Genomic DNA, 18719 nt, shown 5'->3' with positions numbered 1-18719 from the left:
ATCGTCGAAGCCCAACGAGCGGTGCCTGATGCAGGTGTTGGGCTTCGCTTCGCTCAGCCCAACCTACGGGGACGAAGGCGATCAGCCCCGGCGCAGCTTGTAGCAGAGGAACAGGAAGGCCAGCCAGACCGGGATGGCATAGACCGACACGGCGATGCCGGGGATGCGCAGCATCAGCACCAGGATCATGCCGACGAAGGCCAGGCACAGCCAGTTGACCACCGGTGACCAGAAGGCCGGGAAGTGCGATTGGCGGCCGGCCTGGCGCTGGGCGGCGCGGAATTTCAGGTGGGTCAGGCTGATCAGCGCCCAGGCGATCACCAGCGAGGCCACCACCAGCGACATCAGTAGCTCCAGGGCATTCTGCGGCAGCAGGTAGTTGACCACCACGCAGAGCAGGGTCACCGCCGAGGACACGGCGATGCCCAGCAGGGGCACGCCCTGGCGATTGGTGCGCAGCAGGGCGCGCGGGGCATCGCCCTGTTCGGCCAGGCCGTAGAGCATGCGGCTGGTGCAGTAGACGCCACTGTTGTAGACCGACAGGGCCGCGGTCAGCACCACGAAGTTGAGCAGGTGCGCGGCGGTGTCGCTGCCGAGCAGGGCGAAGGTCTGCACGAAGGGACTGCCGGCATAGTCGTCACCGCCGGCGCCGATGCTGTGCACCAGCTCGTCCCAGGGGTGCAGCGACAGCAGGATGGTCAGGGCGCCGACGTAGAAGATCAGGATGCGCCAGACCACCTGGTTGATGGCCTTGGGAATCACGGTGCGCGGCTGGTCGGCTTCGGCGGCGGTGATGCCCACCAGCTCCAGGCCGCCAAAGGAAAACATGATGATCGCCAGCACGGCGAACAGGCCGCTCCAGCCATTGGGCAGGAAGCCGCCATGGCTCCAGAGATTGCTCACCGAGGCCTCGGGCCCGCCACTACCGCTGATCAGCAGCCAGAGGCCGAAGGCCATCATGCCGAGGATGGCGACCACCTTGATCAGCGCGAACCAGAATTCGGTCTCGCCGAAGGCCTTCACGTTGAACAGGTTGATGGCGTTGACCAGCACGAAGAACACCAGGGCGCTGGCCCAGGTCGGCACCTCGGGCCACCAGTACTGCACGTACTTGCCCACTGCGGTGAGTTCGGACATGCCCACCAGTACATAGAGCACCCAGTAGTTCCAGCCGGAGAGAAAGCCCGGGAAGCGGCCCCAGTAGCGACTGGCGAAGTGGCTGAAGGAGCCGGCCACGGGCTCCTCGACGATCATCTCGCCGAGCTGGCGCATGATCAGGAAGGCGATGAAGCCGGCGATGGCGTAGCCGAGGATCATCGCCGGTCCGGCCGACTTGAGTACCCCGGCCGAGCCGAGGAACAGGCCGGTGCCGATGGCCCCGCCGAGGGCGATCAGCTGGATATGACGATTCTTCAGGCCGCGCTGCAACTGGCCGGCGGCGGGTTGGGGCTGGGACATGGACGGGGGTGTCTCGGTGGCAGAGAGGGGCGGGCGGCTATGGTAGCACTCCTGTCGCCAGGGGCCTGGTCCTGGTGCCCAGGGGACCCTCACCCCAGCCCTCTCCCAGGGGGAGAGGGGGAAGAGCGTGCTTCGGTAGGGGGGCTGTTGCGGAGTGTCCTTCGTCCTCGCTATCGAGGGAGATAGCGCGTGGACAAGGCTGCGCCGTTGTCCACCCTACGGCGGAAGTGTATTGCCCCACACCCTGGCCCTCTCCCAGGGGGAGAGGGGGAAGAGCGTGCTTCGGTGGGGGGATTGTTGCGGAGTGTCCTTCGTCCTCGCTATCACGGGAGGTAGCGCCTGGACAAGGCTGCGCTGTTGTCCACCCTACGACGGAAAGGCATTGCCGGTGAGCGTCCCTCACCCCGGGCCTCTCCCAATGAGTGAGGGAGAAAGCAGGTACACCGGGGGCTTTTGCTCCCTCTCCCGCGGGGAGAGGGTTGGAGTGAGGGCAGGGCCAGGGCAGCCGCTTGATAGCCAAAGGCAATCGATGTCCGGGGGCTGAACTGGTCATTTTTTGTGCTATTCTTCGCGCCCTCCCAAAAACACCCCTTTCCCGGAAGCTGCCATGCAAGCCGCCACGCCGCTGTTCGACTATCCGAAATACTGGGCCGAGTGCTTTGGTCCGGCGCCTTTCCTGCCCATGAGTCGGGCGGAGATGGACCAACTCGGCTGGGACAGCTGCGACATCATCATCGTCACCGGGGACGCCTACGTCGATCATCCGTCCTTTGGCATGGCCATCATCGGCCGGCTGCTGGAGGCCCAGGGCTTCCGCGTGGGCATCATCGCCCAGCCGGACTGGCAGTCGAAGGACGACTTCATGAAGCTCGGCGAGCCGAATCTGTTCTTCGGGGTGGCCGCGGGCAACATGGATTCGATGATCAACCGCTACACCGCCGACAAGAAGATCCGCTCCGACGACGCCTATACCCCGGGCAATGTCGCCGGCAAGCGTCCGGATCGCGCCAGCCTGGTCTACAGCCAGCGCTGCAAGGAGGCCTACAGCCACGTGCCGATCGTGCTTGGCGGCATCGAGGCCTCGCTGCGCCGGATCGCCCACTATGACTACTGGCAGGACAAGGTGCGCCGCTCGATCCTGATGGACGCCACCGCCGACATCCTGCTCTATGGCAACGCCGAGCGGGCGGTGGTCGAGATCGCCCAGCGGCTGTCGCGTGGCGAGCGCGTCGAGTCCATCACCGATGTGCGGGGCACCGCCTTCGTCCGCCGCGATACCCCAGCCGGCTGGTTCGAGGTCGACTCGACCCGCATCGACCGTCCCGGCCGCGTCGACAAGATCATCAATCCCTACGTGAACACGCAGGACACCGAGGCCTGTGCCATCGAGCAGGCCAAGGGCGAGGTCGAGGATCCCAACGAAGCCAAGGTGGTGCAGCTGCTGGAAAGCCCGCGCATGACCCGCGACAAGACGGTGATCCGCCTGCCGTCCTTCGAGAAGGTGCGCAACGACCCGGTGCTCTATGCCCACGCCAACCGCGTGCTGCACCTGGAAACCAACCCGGGCAACGCTCGTGCGCTGGTGCAGCGGCATGGCGACGTGGACGTCTGGTTCACGCCGCCGCCCATCCCCATGACCACCGAGGAAATGGACTATGTGTTCGGCATGCCCTATGCGCGCGTGCCGCACCCGGCCTATGGCAAGGAAAAGATCCCGGCCTACGAGATGATCCGCTTCTCGGTGAACATCATGCGCGGCTGCTTTGGTGGCTGCACCTTCTGCTCCATCACCGAGCACGAAGGGCGGATCATCCAGAATCGTTCCCACGACTCGATCATCCGCGAGATCGAGGAGATGCGTGACAAGGTGCCGGGCTTTACCGGGGTGGTCTCGGACCTTGGCGGGCCGACCGCCAACATGTACCGCATCGCCTGCAAGGACCCGGAGATCGAGCGTCACTGCCGCAAGCCGTCGTGCGTGTTCCCCGGCATCTGCGAGAACCTCAACACCGATCACTCCTCGCTGATCGAGCTGTACCGCAAGGCGCGGGCGTTGCCGGGGGTGAAGAAGATCCTGATCGCCTCGGGGCTGAGATACGACCTGGCCGTGGAGTCGCCCGAGTACGTCAAGGAACTGGTCACCCATCATGTCGGCGGCTACCTGAAGATCGCGCCCGAGCACACCGAGCGCGGTCCGCTGGACAAGATGATGAAGCCGGGGATCGGCAGCTATGACCGCTTCAAGCAGATGTTCGAGAAGTACACCAAGGAGGCGGGCAAGGAGCAGTACCTGATTCCCTACTTCATCGCCGCGCATCCGGGCACCACCGACGAGGACATGATGAACCTCGCCCTGTGGCTCAAGCGCAGCGGCTTCCGCGCGGATCAGGTCCAGGCCTTCTATCCTTCGCCCATGGCCACCGCCACGGCCATGTACCACTCGGGCAAGAATCCGCTGCGCAAGGTCACCTACAAGAGCGACGGCGTGACCATCGTCAAGAGCGACCAGCAGCGCCGCCTGCACAAGGCCTTCCTGCGCTACCACGATCCCAAGGGCTGGCCGATGCTGCGCGAGGCGCTCAAGGAGATGGGCCGCGCCGACCTGATCGGTCCGGGCAAGCACCAGCTGATCCCGGCCACCCAGCCGGTGGGCGATGGCAGCTACCAAAGCGCGCGGCGCAAGAACTCCACCCCGGTGGGCAGCAAGAAAACCGGGACAGGCGGTGGCCGCATCCTCACCCAGCATACCGGTCTGCCGCCCCGCGCCAGCGACGGCAGCAAAGCCTGGGACAAGGGCCAGGAAGGCCAGGCCGCCGGCTACGCCAAGGGCGGTCCGCGCAAGAAGTCGCGGCGCCAGCCGAATATGCCGCGCTGAGGCGATGAGATGATAAAGGGGAGGCCGAGGCCTCCCCTTTTTTATGGGTGATAGGTCAGGTGGGGGGGGTTGGACTTCGACGGTGGGGCTGTCCCAGCCCAACCTACAGATGGCGTAGGTTGGGTTGAGCGCAGCGAAGCCCAACGCTGGGATTTATCCGCGCAATTCGGCGAAGTGGGCCTGCATGCGGTCGGCGTCGGCGGTGCGGCCGCTGAAGAGTTCGAAGGCCTTGACCGCCTGGAACACCGCCATGGTGCCGCCGTCGAGGGTGCGGCAACCCAGGGCGCGGGCCTGGCGCAGCAGTTCGGTTTCCAGCGGAAAGTAGATGATCTCGGCGACCCAGAGGCCAGGGTGCAGCAGCTCCGCAGGCAGCGGGAGGCCGGGCAGCTTGGCCATGCCCACCGGCGAGGTGTTGACCAGGCCATCGGCGGCGGCCACGGCGGCGGCCCGGTCGGTGCCGACCGCGGCGCGACCGGGGCCGAAGTGGCGGGTCAGGTTGTCCACCAGGGCCTGGGCGCGCTCGACCTCGACGTCGAAGATGAACAGCTGGTCCACGCCTTCGGCGAGCAGGGCATGGGCCACGGCGCTGCCAGCGCCACCGGCGCCCAGTTGCACCACCAGGCGCTTGGCCACGTCCGGCAGGCCGCGGCGAAAGCCTTCGGCGAAGCCCAGGCAATCGGTGTTGTGGCCCACGGTGCGGCCGTCGGCCAGCACCACGGTGTTTACCGCGCCGATGCCGCGCGCCTCGGGCGAGAGGTCGTCGAGCAGCGGGATGATCGCCTGCTTGCAGGGGAAGGTGATGTTGAGACCGGTGAAGCCGGTGCGCTGGGCCGCTTGCAGCAGCTCGGGCAGGGCGTCGGCGCCGAGGCCGAGCGCATCCAGGTCGATCAGGCGGTAGAGGTATCTCAGGCCCTGGGCGTCGCCTTCGCGTTCGTGCATGGCGGGCGTCAGCGAGGCCTGGATGCCGGCGCCGATGAGGCCGGCGAGGACGGAGGTGGGTGCGGTCATGGACTTAGTTTCCCTGGTGGGCGATGAGGGCGCTGATGGCGGCACGATAGCTCTGGCTGCCGAGGCCGCAGATGACGCCGACGGCGATGCCCGAGACATAGGAATGGTGGCGGAAGGCTTCGCGGCGATGGACGTTGGACAGGTGCACCTCGTAGACCGGCAGTTCGCTGGCCACCAGGGCATCGCGCAGGGCCACCGAGGTGTGGGTCCAGGCCGCGGGATTGATCACCACCCCGGCGTAGGCGCCGCGGGCCGCGTGGATCCAGTCGAGCAATTCGCCTTCGTGGTTGGTCTGGCGAAAGTCCACCTCGTAGCCGCCCTCGGCGGCGGTGGTCGCGCACAGCTCGGCGACGTCGGCCAGGGTCTCGTGGCCGTAGGTGGCGGGTTCCCGGGTGCCGAGCAGATTGAGGTTGGGGCCGTTGAGGACCAGGATGCGGCGGGACATGGCGTTCTCTCTGTTGTCATCTGGCCGGGCGGACCAGCGTCCGGCGTTGCAGAGAAAATGTACCAGCTGGTTAATTTCGTCAATCCGCCGCCGGGGTGTTGCGCCGGAAGCGTTCGATTATCGGCCCTGGAGGCCTAGATCGCCACCAGTCCGCGCACCCCTTCGGCCTCCATGTCGGCACCGCGACCGCGCTGGACGATCTCGCCACGGGACATCACCAGGTAGCCGTCGGCCAGTTCGCTGGCGAAGTCATAGAACTGCTCCACCAGCAGGATGGCCATGTCGCCGCGCTTGGCCAGGTGGGCGATGACGGTGCCGATCTCCTTGATCACCGAGGGCTGGATGCCCTCGGTGGGTTCGTCGAGGATCAGCAGTCGTGGGCGACTGGCCAGGGCGCGGCCGATCGCCAGTTGCTGTTGCTGGCCGCCGGAGAGGTCGCCGCCACGGCGCTGGCGCATCTGCCGGAGCACGGGGAAAAGTTCATAGATGGACTCCGGCACCTCGCGGGCGTCCCGGGCGGGAAAGCGCGACAGGCCCATGAGCAGATTTTCCTCGACGGTGAGGCGCGGGAAGATCTCGCGGCCCTGGGGCACGTAGGCGATGCCGGATTGCACCCGTTGGTGCGGCTTGCGGGCGGTGATGTCCTGGCCTTCCCAGGTGACGCTGCCGCGCTTGGCCGGGATCAGGCCCATGAGGCAGCGCAGCAGGGTGGTCTTGCCGACGCCGTTGCGGCCGAGCAGGCTGGTGACCTCGCCGATGGGTGCGTCGAAGGACAGGCCTCGCAGGATGTGGCTGCCGCCGTAGTACTGATGAAGTTCGTTGACCTGGAGCATGGGGGCCTCGGCCGGTTGTCTGGTCTCTGACAGGCTGGGTGGCCTGCCGACGTAGGTTGGGTTGAGCGGAGCGAAGCCCAACGCTCCCGGTCCGTATCGGTGTTGGGCTTCGACGGTGGAGCCGTCTCAACCCAACCTACGGGCAGGGGCGCGGCCGCACGCTAGCGCCCCAGATACACCTCGATCACCTGGTCGTTGGCCTGGACCTGGTCCAGCGAGCCTTCGGCGAGGACGTGGCCCTGGTGCAGCACGGTGACGTGGTCGGCGATGCTGCCGACGAAACCCATGTCGTGCTCCACCACCATCAGCGAGTGCCTGGGCACCAGCGACTTGAACAGCTCGGCGGTGAATTCGGTCTCGGCGTCGGTCATGCCGGCCACGGGTTCGTCGAGCAGCAGCAGTTGCGGCTCCTGCACCAGCAGCATGCCGATCTCGAGGAATTGCTTCTGGCCGTGGGAGAGCAGCCCGGCGGTGCGGCCGCGGGAGTCCTGCAGGCGGATGGTGCCGAGCACCTCCTCCAGGCGATCACGTTGTTCGCCGGAGAGCCGCGCGCGCAGGCTGGCCCAGACCGACTTGTCGGTTCGCTGCGCCAGCTCCAGGTTTTCCCAGACGGTCAGCGCCTCGAACACCGTGGGCTTCTGGAATTTACGGCCGATGCCGGCCTGGGCGATCTCCACCGGTTGCAGGCGGGTGAGGTCCAGGGTCTCGCCGAACCAGGCGCTGCCACGGTCGGGGCGGGTCTTGCCGGTGATGACGTCCATCATGGTGGTCTTGCCGGCGCCGTTGGGGCCGATGATGCAGCGCAATTCGCCGACGCCGATGTAGAGATTGAGGTCGCGCAGGGCCTTGAAGCCGTCGAAGCTGACCTCGATGCCTTCCAGGCTGAGGATGGTGCCGTGGCGGGTATCCAGGCCCTTGCCGGCGCGATGGCCGAGGCCGCTGGCTTCGGCGCCGATGCCGGGATCGAGCACTTCCGCGGCTGTGGGGGGAATGGGGGCGGCTTTCATGCGTCGCGCTCCTTCTTGATGAGGCCGATCACGCCACGCGGCAGATAGAGGGTGACGACGATGAACAGGGCGCCGAGAAAGAACAGCCAGTATTCGGGAAAGGCCACGGTGAACCAGCTCTTGGCACCGTTGACGATGCCGGCGCCGAGTACCGGGCCGATCAGGCTGCCGCGGCCGCCGAGGGCGACCCAGATGGCCGCTTCGATGGAGTTGGTCGGGGCCATCTCGCTGGGGTTGATGATGCCCACCTGGGGCACATAGAGCGCCCCGGCCAGGCCACAGAGCACCGCCGAGAGCACCCAGACGAACAGCTTGAAGCCGCGCGGATCGTAGCCGCAGAAGGTCACCCGGTTCTCGGCGTCGCGGATCGCCGTGAGGATGCGGCCGAACTTGCTCTGCGCCAGGCGCCAGCCCAGCCAGAGGCTGGCGGTCAGCAGGGCCACGGTGAGCAGGAAGAGCACCGCGCGGGTGCCCTGGGCGGCCACCGGAAAGCCCAGCAGGGTGGTGAAGCCGGTGAAGCCGTTGTTGCCGCCGAAGCCGGTCTCGTTGCGAAAGAATAGCAGCATGCCGGCAAAGGTCAGCGCCTGGGTCATGATCGAGAAGTAGACGCCCCTGATCTTCGAGCGGAAGGCGAAGAAGCCGAACGCCAGCGCCAGCAGACCGGGGGCCAGCACCGCCAGGCACAGCGCCCAGAGGAAATGGTCGGTGCCGGCCCAGAACCAGGGGTAGCTGGTCCAGGAGAGAAAGCTCATGAACGGCGGCAGACCGTCACCGGCGGCCTGACGCATCAGGTACATGCCCATGGCGTAGCCGCCCAGTGCAAAGAACAGCCCGTGGCCGAGGGAGAGCATCCCGGCATAGCCCCAGACCAGGTCCAGCGCCAGGGCGACGATGGCGTAGCAGAGGATCTTGCCCACCAGGGTCAGGGTGTAGGCCGAGACCTGGAAGGCATTGTCGGCTGGCAGCAGAGACAGCAGCGGCAGGGCGATCAGCACGGCCAGGGCCAGGCCGAGTACTGCAACGCTCAGGCGCGGGCCGGCCTTCTGCACGGCGGTAAGCGCGAGTGGCTGGTTCAATCGATGACCCTCCCCTTGAGGGCGAACAGGCCCTGGGGCCTTTTCTGGATGAACAGGATGATCAGGCCGAGGATGAGGATCTTGCCCAGCACGGCGCCGATCTGGGGTTCGAGGATCTTGTTGACGATCCCCAGGCCAAAGGCTGCCAGCACGCTGCCGGCCAGTTGGCCGACGCCGCCGAGCACCACCACCAGGAAGGAGTCGATGATGTAGCTCTGGCCTAGGTCCGGGCCGACGTTGCCGATCTGCGACAGGGCCACGCCACCGAGACCGGCGATGCCGGAGCCGAGGCCGAAGGCGAGCATGTCGATGCGGCCGGTGGGGACGCCGCAGCAGGCGGCCATGCTGCGATTCTGGGTCACGGCGCGCACGTTCAGCCCCAGGCGGGTCTTGTTCAGCAGGGTCCAGGTCAGGATCAGCACGAAGACCACGAAGCCGAGGATGATCACCCGGTTCCACGGCAGGAGCAGGTTGGGCAGCACCTGGATGCCGCCGGACAGCCAGGCCGGGTTGGCCACCTCGACGTTCTGGGCACCGAACAGCACCCGCACCGCCTGGATCAGCATCAGGCTGATGCCCCAGGTGGCCAGCAGGGTTTCCAGCGGCCGGCCATAGAGGTGGCGGATCACGGTGCGTTCCAGCGCCATGCCGATGGCGGCGGTGACGGCGAAGGCGACCGGCAGCGCCAGCAGCGGATACCAGGCCAGCCATTCGGGGGCGAGGCGCTGCAGGGTCAGCTGCACCACATAGGTGCTGTAGGCGCCCAGCATCAGCATCTCGCCGTGAGCCATGTTGATGACGCCGAGCAGGCCATAGGTGATGGCCAGGCCCAGGGCGGCCAGCAGCAGGATGGAGCCTAGCGACAGGCCGGTGAAGGCCTGGCCGAGCAGGTCACCCAGCAGCAGCTTGCGCTCGACCTGGGCAAGGCCGGTCGCGGCGGCCTTGCGGACGTCTTCGTTGGTTTCCACGGCCGGGTCGAGCAGGGCCTGCAGGCGGGTCCTGGCCTGGGGTTCGCCGGACTCGCCCAGCAGGCGTACTGCGGCCAGGCGCACGGCGGGATCGGGATCGGTCAGCTGCAGAGTGGCCAGGGCGGCGGCGAGGGCGGTCTTCACCTCCTTGTCGGCCTCGGTCTGCAGGCGTTTTTCCAGGAAGGGGCGCTGTTCGGGCTTGGCCTCCTGGCGCAGGGCCTGGGCGGCGGTCAGGCGCACGCTGGCATCCGCGGACAGCAGTTGCCCGCTGGCCTGGGCGGCGCCGATGAGAATGCGCAGCCGGTTGTTCAGGCGTACCGGCTTGGGTGTGCCGGTGGGGGCGGTGGCGTCACCTTCGGCGGCGCTGTAGCTATCGCCGATCTTGTAGAACGGGCGCCGGTCTTCGTCGACATAGAAGCGGCCGTCCTGCAGCGCCTGGAGAACCGGGAGCTGGGCGGTGTCGGGTTCGACGGCCCATGCCTGCAGGAGCTTGGCCTGGTCGCTGGCGCTGGCGGCGGCCAGCTCGGCGGCAGGGCCGGCCTGGGCGGTGCCGGCGAGCAGCAACAGCAGGGGCAGAAGAAAAAGGCGTAGGGACATGCTCGGCCTCGTCTGTGGGTAAAGGCTCCTGCGCGTCGTCTCCCGGGGGAGGACGGGCGTGGCCTCGTTTCTGGTGCCGGGCACCTGGCGGTCTGGCCGGGTGCGCTGGCGGGCCCTCACCCCGGCCCTCTCCCAAGGGGAGAGGGGGAAGGGCTGTTGGCCTCGGAGCGGCTTTTGCCCTCACCCCAACCCTCTCCCAAGGGGAGAGGGGGTAAGAGCGGGGTGCCACCTTTCAGGCTTCGCTCCCCTCTCCCTCGGGGAGAGGGGCCGGGGGTGAGGGCTGGCCGTTACTTGCCGCTCTTCACCGGTTCGTCGGACTTCTTGTCGTTGCCGGGGATGTAGGGGCTCCAGGGCTGGGCGCGGACCGGGCCTTCGGTCTGCCAGACGACGTTGAACTGACCGTCGTCCTGGACCTCGCCGATCATCACCGGCTTGTGCAGGTGGTGGTTCTTCTCGTCCATCTTCACGGTGTAGCCGTCCGGCGCGGCGAAGGTCTGGCCGGCCATGGCCTTGCGAACCTTGTCGACGTCGGTGCTGCCGGCCTTTTCCACGGCCTGGGCCCACATGTGGATGCCGATGTAGGTGGCTTCCATGGGGTCGTTGGTCACGGCGGTCTGGTAGTTGGGCAGGTTCTTGGCCTTGGCGTAGGCCTTCCAGGCGTCGACGAATTTCTTGTTCACCGGGTTATCCAGCGACTCGAAGTAGTTCCAGGCGGCCAGCTGGCCGACCAGTGGCTTGGTGTCGATGCCGCGCAGTTCTTCCTCGCCCACCGAGAAGGCCACCACGGGTACGTCGGTGGCCTTCAGGCCCTGGTTACCCAGTTCCTTGTAGAAGGGCACGTTGGAGTCGCCGTTGATGGTGGAGACCACCGCGGTCTTGCCGCCCGCGGCGAACTTCTTGATGTTGGCGACAATGGTCTGGTAATCGCTGTGGCCGAAGGGGGTGTAGACCTCCTCGATGTCCTTGTCCTGCACGCCCTTGCTGTGCAGGAAGGATCTGAGAATCTTGTTGGTGGTGCGCGGATAGACGTAGTCGGTGCCCAGCAGGAAGAAGCGCTTGGCCGCGCCGCCTTCTTCGCTCATCAGGTATTCCACCGCCGGAATGGCCTGCTGGTTCGGCGCCGCGCCGGTGTAGAAGACGTTGGGCGACATCTCTTCGCCTTCGTACTGCACCGGGTAGAACAGCAGGCCGTTGAGTTCCTCGTAGACCGGCAGCACCGACTTGCGCGAGACCGAGGTCCAGCAGCCGAAGGTAACCGCGACCTTGTCCTGGGTCACCAGCTGGCGCGCCTTCTCGGCGAACAGCGGCCAGTTGGAGGCCGGATCCACCACCACGGGTTCCAGCTTCTTGCCCAGCACGCCGCCCTTGGCGTTGATCTCGTCGATGGTCATCAGTGCCATGTCCTTGAGCGAGGTCTCGGAGATGGCCATGGTGCCGGACAGCGAATGCAGGATGCCGACCTTGATGGTGTCCGCGGCGTGGGCGGCGCTCCAGGGGAACAGGCCGCTCATGAGCAGGGCGGAGGCGGCAAGGGTGGTCTTCAGTAGAGGGCGGCGCTTCATGCGAAAGGCTCCTGAGCGAACGTGCGCTGTTGTTGGGCTGGGCTGCTGGCCCGCCAGGGCGCTTTTCAGGAACTGTGCCAGGCCTCGGCAAGGCGCATGGCGACTGGCCTCTTGCCTGCAACCCAAGCGTTTGTGGCCAGTTGCCCTGCACCAGCCTGGGGCTGGGCGGTGCCCTCTGACGGCGCCCTTGCACGATGCTGGTGCCCTCTTTTGCCGTTGCCTTTTGCGCAACATGAAAGTCCGAATGCCGTATTGGTGGTGATGCCTGGCGCCTCCCATACTCGATCGCCAAGGGCCGGCCACAGGGGCGGTCACACCCATTCGAAGAAGAGGAACAAGGCATGGGCAGGCAGGTCGGGGTCATCGGACTCGGCAACATGGGCGGCAACATGGCGATCACCCTGGCGCGCAAGGGCGTGGCCGTCACCGGCCTGGATCCCTCCAGCGCCGCCTGCGAGCGGGTCGCCGCCCAGGGCGTGGCCATCGCCGGTGATCTGGCGGCCCTGGCCGCCACCAACGAGGTGATCGTGCTGTCGCTGCCCAAGGCCGAGCACGTCGAGGCCGTGTGCCTGGGCGAGGCGGGTCTGGTCAGCTGCGTACGGCCGGGCACCGTGGTGGTCGACACCACCACCTCCACCCCGGAGACCAGCCGCCGGGTAGCGGCGGCCTTCGCCGAGGTCGGTGCCGATTTCCTCGATGCCCCGGTCTCCGGCGGCCCCGCCGGTGCCGCGGCTGGCACCATGACCATGGTCATCGGCGGTAGCGAGGCGGCCCTGGCCAAGGCATTGCCGGCGCTGGAAGCCATGAGCGCGACCCGGGTGCACATCGGCGCCGTGGGCGCCGGCAACATCGCCAAGATCGCCAACAACCTGCTGGCCGCGGCGCACCTGATCACCACCGCCGAGGCGGTGACCATGGCCGCTCGCGCCGGGGTCGCCCCGGAAAAGCTGCTCGAAGGCATCAATGCCGGCTCCGGGCGCAGCGCGGCCAGCCAGGGCATGTTCCCCACCTGGGTGCTGAACAAGGCCTACGACTCCGGCTTCACCATGGGCCTGATGCGCAAGGACGTAGGCCTGGCCCAGCAGCTCATCGCCGAACTCGGCCTCGACCTGCCGCTGGCCGCGGCCACCGCCCAGGCCTGGAAAGCCAGCGCCGAGACCCTGGCCGATGGCGAGGATTTCTGCGCCATCGCGCGACGCACCAGCGAAGACCTGTTCGGCAAGGGGGAATGATCATGATGAACGCCAAGACACTGGAATTGCTCAAGCCCTTCTGGGGCGACCGCCAGCAGGTCGCCAGCTTCGTGGACGGCGCCTTCGTCGATGGCAGCGGCGAGCGGATCACCGTGCGTAACGCCCATGACGACAGCCCGGCCTACAGCTACCCCGATGCCGACCTGGCCGTGGTCGAGCGCGCCGATGCCGCCGCCCGCCGGGCGCGCGAGGAATGGCGCGCCCTGACCGCCCAGGCGCGCGGGCGCATCATCTACCGCGTCGGCGCCCTGATCCGCGAGGAGGCCGAGGCCCTGGCGCAGCTGGAATCGCTGACCGCCAACAAGCCGATCCGCGACGCCCGCGTCGAGGTGCTCAAGGTCGCCGAGATGTTCGAGTACTACGCCGGCTGGGCCGACAAGCTGCATGGCGAAGTCATCCCGGTACCCACCAGCCACCTCAACTACGTGACCTACGAACCCCTGGGCACGGTGCTGCAGATCACCCCCTGGAATGCGCCGATCTTCACCGGCGGTTGGCAGATCGCCCCGGCCATCACCGCCGGCAATGCGGTGATCCTCAAGCCTTCCGAGCTGACCCCGGTGACCTCGCTGCTGCTGGGCGTGCTGGTGGAACGCGCCGGTGCGCCCAAGGGCCTGGTCAACGTGCTCGCCGGCCAGGGCCATACCGTCGGCCAGCAGGTGATCGCCCACGCCGACATCCGCAAGGTGGTCTTTGTCGGCTCGCCGGCCACCGGCCGGCACATCGCCGCCGCCGCGGCCCAGCGCTGCATACCGGTGGTGCTGGAGCTGGGCGGCAAGTCGGCCAACATCGTCTTCGAAGACGCCGACCTGGACCTGGCCGTGCGCGGCGCCCAGGCGGCGATCTTTTCTGGGGCCGGCCAGAGTTGCGTCTCCGGTTCGCGGCTGCTGGTGCAGGAGTCCATCTACGAGCGCTTCATCCAGGCGGTGGCCCGCGCCGCCAGCCAGTTCAAGGTGGGGGACCCGAGCGATCCCGAGACCCAGATCGGCCCGATCCACAACGCCAAGCAGTTCGCCCACGTCAGGAACATGGTGGAAGGTGCCCTCGGTGAGGGCGCACGGCTGGTGGCCAATGGCGTCGAGCCGCTGCCTGCCGGGACGGGCTACTACGTCAATCCCACGGTACTGGCTGGCCACAATGGCCTGAGTTGCGCCCAGGAAGAGATCTTCGGGCCGGTGGTGGTGGCTATCCCGTTCAAGGACGAGGCCGATGCCATCCGCATCGCCAACGACAGCCGCTTCGGCCTGGCCGGGGCGGTCTGGACCCGCGATGTCGGTCGTGCCCACCGGGTGGCGCGCGGTGTGCGCGCCGGTACCTTCTGGGTCAACGGCTACAAGACCATCCACGTCAGCTCGCCCTTCGGCGGCTACGGCGAGAGCGGCTACGGTCGCTCCTCGGGACTCGACGCCCTGCGCGAATACAGCGAAGTGAAGAGCGTCTGGGTGGAAACCGCCGCGGTGCCCGCCGCCGGCTTCGGCTATGGCGCCAGCCTGGAGTAACAGATGACCATCCATCAAGCCTTGTTGGACGACGCCCGCAGCTGGCGTCGCGATTTCCACGCCCATCCGGAATTGGGTTTCGCCGAGCACCGCACCGCGGCGCGGGTGGCCGAGTTGCTGGAGGGCTTCGGCCTGGAGGTCCATCGCGGCCTCGGTGGCACCGGCGTGGTCGGGGTACTGCGTCATGGCGAGGGCCCCAGCCTGGGGCTGCGTGCCGACATGGACGCCCTGCCGATGCAGGAGGTGGGGGACGTTCCCCACCGCTCCACCGCCGCCGGGCGCATGCACGCCTGCGGCCATGACGGCCATACCGCCATTCTGCTGGCCACGGCGCGTCATCTGAGTGAGCACCGCGACTTCCGCGGCACCCTCTATTTCGTCTTCCAGCCCGCCGAGGAAAATCTCGGCGGCGCGCAAAAGATGATCGAGGACGGCCTGTTCGAGCGCTTCTCCATGGACGCTATCTACGGCCTGCACAACTGGCCGGGATTGCCGGCCGGCCAGGTGGTGGTCAATCCGGGCGCCATGATGGCCTCGCTGGACACCTTCGCCATCACCCTCACCGGCAAGGGCTGCCACGCGGCCATGCCCGAGCGCGGGCGTGATCCCATCGTCGCCGCGGCGGACCTGATCCTGCAGCTGCAGACCATCGTCGCCCGGCGGATCTCGCCGCTGGCCGCCGCGGTAGTCAGCGTGACCATGATGGAGGCGGGGGAGGCCATCAACGTCATCCCCGAGGTGGCGCGGCTCAGGGGCACGGTGCGTTGCCTGGATGGCGCGGTACGTGCCGAAGTTGAGCGGCTGATCGGCGAGATCGTCGCCCAGGCGCCGCTGGCCCAGGGCGTGCGCGGCGAGCTGGAGTTCACCCGCGGCTATCCGGTGACCGAGAACCATCCCCAGCAGGCGGCGCGGGTGCGTCAGGCGGCGGTGACAGCCTTTGGCGCCGAGCGGGTCAGTGACGGCGTACCACCGTCCATGGCCTCCGAGGATTTCGCCTTCATGCTGGCGGCGCGTCCGGGAGCCTATCTCTGGCTGGGTGTCGATGGTGAGCGACCCTCGGCACCGCTGCACAATCCGGCCTACGACTTCAACGACGCCATCATCGAACCGGCCGTGCGGCTGTGGGCGGAGCTGGTGCGCCAGGAACTGCCCGCCTAATTAGTCTTCAGCGTTTGGTCAAAGCCTAAAGCCTTGCGAGCTAGAGCCAAACAAGGCCTGGGCGGCCCCGCGAAGAGGCCTGAGGAAGCGGATCGGACTCGCGGGCGAGTTTACAAGTGGTAAATGAGCATTCCGAAGGCATCTTCAACGCAGTTTGGCCGACGCGCAGCTGGCTTTGAGCCGACGCTCAGCGAAAGGCGGTCATCCGCTGCACCATGGCCGTGCGCAACTCGTCCGCGGCGCGGCTGAGCTTGCGGCCCAGGCGGGTCACCAGCTCGACGTGGGCGCGGGCGAAGCCCGGATCGGCCAGGGGCAGGGCGCGCAAGGCGCCGCTGTCCAGCTCCTGGGTGGCGGCGAACAGCGGCAGCAGGGTCACGCCGCCCTGCTGGGCATAGTGCTTGAGCAGGGCGAAGGTGTTGCAGGTCAGGGTCGGTGCCAGGCGCTGGCCGGCGGCCTGCTCCACGGCGTCGAGCATCTGGCGGATGCCGTAGGAGATGTCCGGCACGGCCAGGCGATGCTCGCCCAGCGCTGCCAGGGTCACAGGGCCCTGGGTCGCGGCCAGCGGATGCTCGGGCGCCACCATTGCATAGAGCGGCTGCTCGCGGCTGCCATGTACGCGCAGGTGCGGATCGCGCGGCGGATTGAACACCAGCCCCAGTTGCGCCTCGTCTTCCATCACCTGGCGGATCACCTCGTTGGTACCCACCACATTGACCCTGACCTCGATCTCCGGATGCCGCGCGGAAAAGTCGCCCAGGCTGCGCGACAGGTCGCCGATGAAGCCTTCGCCGATGGCCAGCACCACGCGGCCGGTGCGCAGTCCCTGGAGATCGGAGATGGCATCTTTCAGGCCGTCGAGCTGGGTCTGGCGCTGGCGGAAATAGTCCAGCACCAGGCGCCCGGCCTCGGTCGGGGTGATGCCGCGACGGTGTCTTTCGATGAGGTCGACGCCCAGCTCCGCCTCGACCTGGGCGATCTGCCGGCTGACCGCGGACGGGGCGATATCCAGGGCGTCAGCCGCAGCGCGCACGCTGCCCAGGCGCACCGCCTCGACGAAATAATGCAAGCGCTGTTCGTGAATTCCACGCATCCGTGTGTTCTCTTAAAGGCAACGGAAAAGGCCATTTCCAGTATTGGAGAGAGAACAGGCCGCTGTCCATACTCGGGCCAAGACCACGGCCGCCCCGGCCTGGCCAAGGCCCGCGACGCAGAGCCCTGAAGCGGTAAGAAGTCCCATGCGAGACACTGTCCGCGCCGGGCTTCTTCCCTCTGGCGCGCCAGGCGTACGCCTTCGACCAGACCTCCAGAACGACCGGGTCCTGCTCCCTTGCGGAGCCCTTTTCTGCCCAGCGGGCCTCGCTGCTCGCGACTGCCAACCATACCAACAACCGAGCCCGCGAGCGGGCCGCAGGGGGAAGAATGAGCGCCAATCCGACTCTGGCCGTGGGCCAGGACCGAGCCGTCAGCAATACCGTCAGACTCTACATCTGGGCAGCGCTAGTGCTGCTGATCGCCGAGCTGATCGGCTCCCTCACCATACCGCTGGGGCCGGGCAAGGTGGTGTTGCTGCCGATGATCTGGGCGCTCTTGCTGGGTGCGGCGGTGGGGCAGGTCGGCAAGCGCATGCCGCTGGGTCTGGGTATCGACCGCGGCGCCCAGGTGCGCTCGGCGGCCATTCTGCAATACGCCTTGCTGGTGTTCATTGCCAAGCTCGGCCTGGTGGTGGGTGGCTCGCTGCCCACGGTGATCGCCGCCGGCTGGGCACTGGCCTTCCAGGAGCTGGGGCATTTCGTCGGCACCATCCTGCTCGGTCTGCCGGTGGCCCTGCTGCTGGGCATCAAGCGCGAGGCCATCGGTGCCACCTTCTCGGTGGGGCGCGAACCGAGCCTGGCAATCATCAGCGAACGCTATGGCATGGACTCCCCGGAAGGCCGCGGCGTACTCGCCGAGTACCTGACCGGCACCCTGTTCGGCGCGGTGTTCATGGCCATCGTGGCCGGTTTCATCGCCAGCCTGAACATCTTCCACCCCTATTCCCTGGCCATGGGCGCCGGCCTGGGGTCGGGCAGTATCATGGCCGCCGCGGCTGGTGCCATCGCTGCCCAGCAGACCGCCGAGGTGGCCAAGGAGGTCATGGCCCTGGCCGCCGCCGCCAACCTCATCACCCTGACCCTGGGCACCTATTTCACCCTGTTCATCTCCCTGCCGCTGGCAGTCTGGGGCTACCGGGTGATGGAGCCGCGCATCGGCCGTACCACCAAGGCCTCCTTCCAGCAGAGTTCGGTGGATGCCGCCGTGGTGGACGAGCCCGTGGAGCTGGGCTGGTCGGCACGCTTCAGCGCCTGGCTGGCCTCGGGTGCCCTAGCGCTGCTGGCGACCCTGGTGATGAGCAAGACCCTGCCACCGGCTGCTTTCCTGGGCGTCGCGGTGATGATCCTGGCGGCCTTCGTCGGCGAACTGCTCTGCCAGCTGTTTCGCCGCAAGGTGCCGGCGGTGTGCTGGGTATCGCTGGTGGCCATGTTCCTGACCTCGCCCTGGTGCCCCCTGGCGCCGCAGATCACCGCCGCCCACAACGCGGTCGGCATCATGGCGCTGATCACCCCCATGCTGGCCTTCGCCGGCCTGTCCATCGCCAAGGACATCCCGGCCTTCCGGCGCCTCGGCTGGCGCATCGTGGTGGTTTCGCTGATCGCCAGCTTTGGCACCTTCATCGGCGCGGCCTTCATCGCCGAAGTGTTTCACTGATCCTCTCCGCGCGCACCGGGTCTCCGGTGCGCCGCTTCCCGCTGCCGTATCGCTCCGCCGCTTGATCTCTCCGCTTCCCGCATTTCGTGTCGCAGCTCCCAGCCTTGAGCCCTGACGGCAAGGTGTCGTCCCTGGACGATCACCGGCGCTTGAGCTACGCCCCGAGTTGCAGTATCTATGATGGAAAATTAACAAAAACCGTTAATTTAATAACATCAAGAAAACGGAGGCGTGC

General features: G+C 67.2%; 14 protein-coding genes. 5 read left to right on the top strand and 9 right to left on the bottom strand.

Features of this window, described 5'->3' with window-relative positions; genetic code table 11:
* Positions 1–81: 81 nt before the first annotated feature.
* Positions 82–1458: an amino acid permease gene (locus ACUCV0_RS20505; RefSeq protein ID WP_482213549.1), complete on the bottom strand. Its 1377-nt coding sequence runs from the start codon at positions 1456–1458 to the stop codon at positions 82–84.
* 607 nt (positions 1459–2065) lie between these two features.
* Here ACUCV0_RS20505 and ACUCV0_RS20500 point away from each other — a divergent pair.
* Complete coding sequence (locus tag ACUCV0_RS20500) at positions 2066–4333, top strand: YgiQ family radical SAM protein (RefSeq protein ID WP_434775143.1); 2268 nt, start codon at positions 2066–2068, stop codon at positions 4331–4333.
* 153 nt (positions 4334–4486) lie between these two features.
* Here ACUCV0_RS20500 and ACUCV0_RS20495 read toward each other — a convergent pair whose 3' ends face one another.
* From ACUCV0_RS20495 to urtA, 7 genes are all read right to left on the bottom strand, one after another.
* Positions 4487–5341, bottom strand: coding sequence for a shikimate dehydrogenase (locus ACUCV0_RS20495; protein ID WP_482213548.1), 855 nt, complete (start codon positions 5339–5341; stop codon positions 4487–4489).
* A 4-nt stretch (positions 5342–5345) separates the two neighbouring features.
* Positions 5346–5786, bottom strand: coding sequence for a type II 3-dehydroquinate dehydratase (gene aroQ / locus ACUCV0_RS20490; protein ID WP_482213547.1), 441 nt, complete (start codon positions 5784–5786; stop codon positions 5346–5348).
* Positions 5787–5920: 134 nt separating this feature from the next.
* Complete coding sequence (gene urtE, locus ACUCV0_RS20485; RefSeq protein ID WP_482213546.1) at positions 5921–6619, bottom strand: urea ABC transporter ATP-binding subunit UrtE; 699 nt, start codon at positions 6617–6619, stop codon at positions 5921–5923.
* 161 nt (positions 6620–6780) lie between these two features.
* Positions 6781–7626: an urea ABC transporter ATP-binding protein UrtD gene (gene urtD, locus ACUCV0_RS20480; RefSeq protein WP_482213545.1), complete on the bottom strand. Its 846-nt coding sequence runs from the start codon at positions 7624–7626 to the stop codon at positions 6781–6783.
* Positions 7623–8702, bottom strand: a complete 1080-nt coding sequence (gene urtC / locus ACUCV0_RS20475; protein ID WP_482213544.1) for an urea ABC transporter permease subunit UrtC — start codon at positions 8700–8702, stop codon at positions 7623–7625. Before urtC ends, urtD begins: the two co-directional genes overlap by 4 nt.
* Entirely contained in the window at positions 8699–10267 is a 1569-nt protein-coding gene (urtB, locus tag ACUCV0_RS20470) for an urea ABC transporter permease subunit UrtB (RefSeq protein WP_482213543.1), read from the bottom strand. Before urtB ends, urtC begins: the two co-directional genes overlap by 4 nt.
* A gap of 287 nt (positions 10268–10554) precedes the next feature.
* Complete coding sequence (gene urtA, locus ACUCV0_RS20465) at positions 10555–11829, bottom strand: urea ABC transporter substrate-binding protein (protein ID WP_434775137.1); 1275 nt, start codon at positions 11827–11829, stop codon at positions 10555–10557.
* Between the two features lie 341 nt (positions 11830–12170).
* Between urtA and ACUCV0_RS20460 the strand changes: the two genes are divergently transcribed.
* Genes ACUCV0_RS20460 through ACUCV0_RS20450 form a run of 3 tightly spaced genes read left to right on the top strand, consistent with a single transcriptional unit; the run spans position 12171 to position 15739 of the window.
* Complete coding sequence (locus ACUCV0_RS20460) at positions 12171–13061, top strand: NAD(P)-dependent oxidoreductase (RefSeq protein WP_482213542.1); 891 nt, start codon at positions 12171–12173, stop codon at positions 13059–13061.
* Positions 13062–13063: 2 nt separating this feature from the next.
* Complete coding sequence (locus tag ACUCV0_RS20455) at positions 13064–14581, top strand: aldehyde dehydrogenase family protein (protein WP_482213541.1); 1518 nt, start codon at positions 13064–13066, stop codon at positions 14579–14581.
* Positions 14582–14584: 3 nt separating this feature from the next.
* Complete coding sequence (locus tag ACUCV0_RS20450) at positions 14585–15739, top strand: M20 aminoacylase family protein (protein ID WP_482213540.1); 1155 nt, start codon at positions 14585–14587, stop codon at positions 15737–15739.
* 187 nt (positions 15740–15926) lie between these two features.
* On the opposite strand, the gene ACUCV0_RS20445 is transcribed toward ACUCV0_RS20450, so the two are convergent.
* Positions 15927–16829: a LysR family transcriptional regulator gene (locus ACUCV0_RS20445; RefSeq protein ID WP_059316367.1), complete on the bottom strand. Its 903-nt coding sequence runs from the start codon at positions 16827–16829 to the stop codon at positions 15927–15929.
* A 329-nt stretch (positions 16830–17158) separates the two neighbouring features.
* Between ACUCV0_RS20445 and ACUCV0_RS20440 the strand changes: the two genes are divergently transcribed.
* Positions 17159–18484 carry a DUF3100 domain-containing protein gene (locus tag ACUCV0_RS20440; RefSeq protein ID WP_059316366.1) on the top strand — a complete coding sequence of 442 codons (1326 nt, stop codon included), beginning with the start codon at positions 17159–17161 and terminating at the stop codon, positions 18482–18484.
* The last annotated feature ends 235 nt before the right edge of the window (positions 18485–18719 follow it).

The organism is Pseudomonas sp. VMV1 (assembly GCF_056790235.1).
The sequence above is the reverse complement of the archived record's forward strand: the minus strand, read 5'-3'. Positions and strand labels throughout refer to the sequence as shown.

What these genes read in the sequence shown, in the direction of transcription:
- ACUCV0_RS20505 (WP_482213549.1), bottom strand. Translation starts at nt 1,458, where the DNA reads ATGTCCCAGCCCCAACCCGCCGCCGGCCAGTTGCAGCGCGGCCTGAAG.
- urtA (WP_434775137.1), bottom strand. Translation starts at nt 11,829, where the DNA reads ATGAAGCGCCGCCCTCTACTGAAGACCACCCTTGCCGCCTCCGCCCTG.
- ACUCV0_RS20450 (WP_482213540.1), top strand. Translation starts at nt 14,585, where the DNA reads ATGACCATCCATCAAGCCTTGTTGGACGACGCCCGCAGCTGGCGTCGC.
- ACUCV0_RS20445 (WP_059316367.1), bottom strand. Translation starts at nt 16,829, where the DNA reads ATGCGTGGAATTCACGAACAGCGCTTGCATTATTTCGTCGAGGCGGTG.
- ACUCV0_RS20500 (WP_434775143.1), top strand. Translation starts at nt 2,066, where the DNA reads ATGCAAGCCGCCACGCCGCTGTTCGACTATCCGAAATACTGGGCCGAG.
- ACUCV0_RS20440 (WP_059316366.1), top strand. Translation starts at nt 17,159, where the DNA reads ATGAGCGCCAATCCGACTCTGGCCGTGGGCCAGGACCGAGCCGTCAGC.
- aroQ (WP_482213547.1), bottom strand. Translation starts at nt 5,786, where the DNA reads ATGTCCCGCCGCATCCTGGTCCTCAACGGCCCCAACCTCAATCTGCTC.
- ACUCV0_RS20495 (WP_482213548.1), bottom strand. Translation starts at nt 5,341, where the DNA reads ATGACCGCACCCACCTCCGTCCTCGCCGGCCTCATCGGCGCCGGCATC.
- ACUCV0_RS20460 (WP_482213542.1), top strand. Translation starts at nt 12,171, where the DNA reads ATGGGCAGGCAGGTCGGGGTCATCGGACTCGGCAACATGGGCGGCAAC.
- ACUCV0_RS20455 (WP_482213541.1), top strand. Translation starts at nt 13,064, where the DNA reads ATGATGAACGCCAAGACACTGGAATTGCTCAAGCCCTTCTGGGGCGAC.
- urtB (WP_482213543.1), bottom strand. Translation starts at nt 10,267, where the DNA reads ATGTCCCTACGCCTTTTTCTTCTGCCCCTGCTGTTGCTGCTCGCCGGC.
- urtD (WP_482213545.1), bottom strand. Translation starts at nt 7,626, where the DNA reads ATGAAAGCCGCCCCCATTCCCCCCACAGCCGCGGAAGTGCTCGATCCC.
- urtE (WP_482213546.1), bottom strand. Translation starts at nt 6,619, where the DNA reads ATGCTCCAGGTCAACGAACTTCATCAGTACTACGGCGGCAGCCACATC.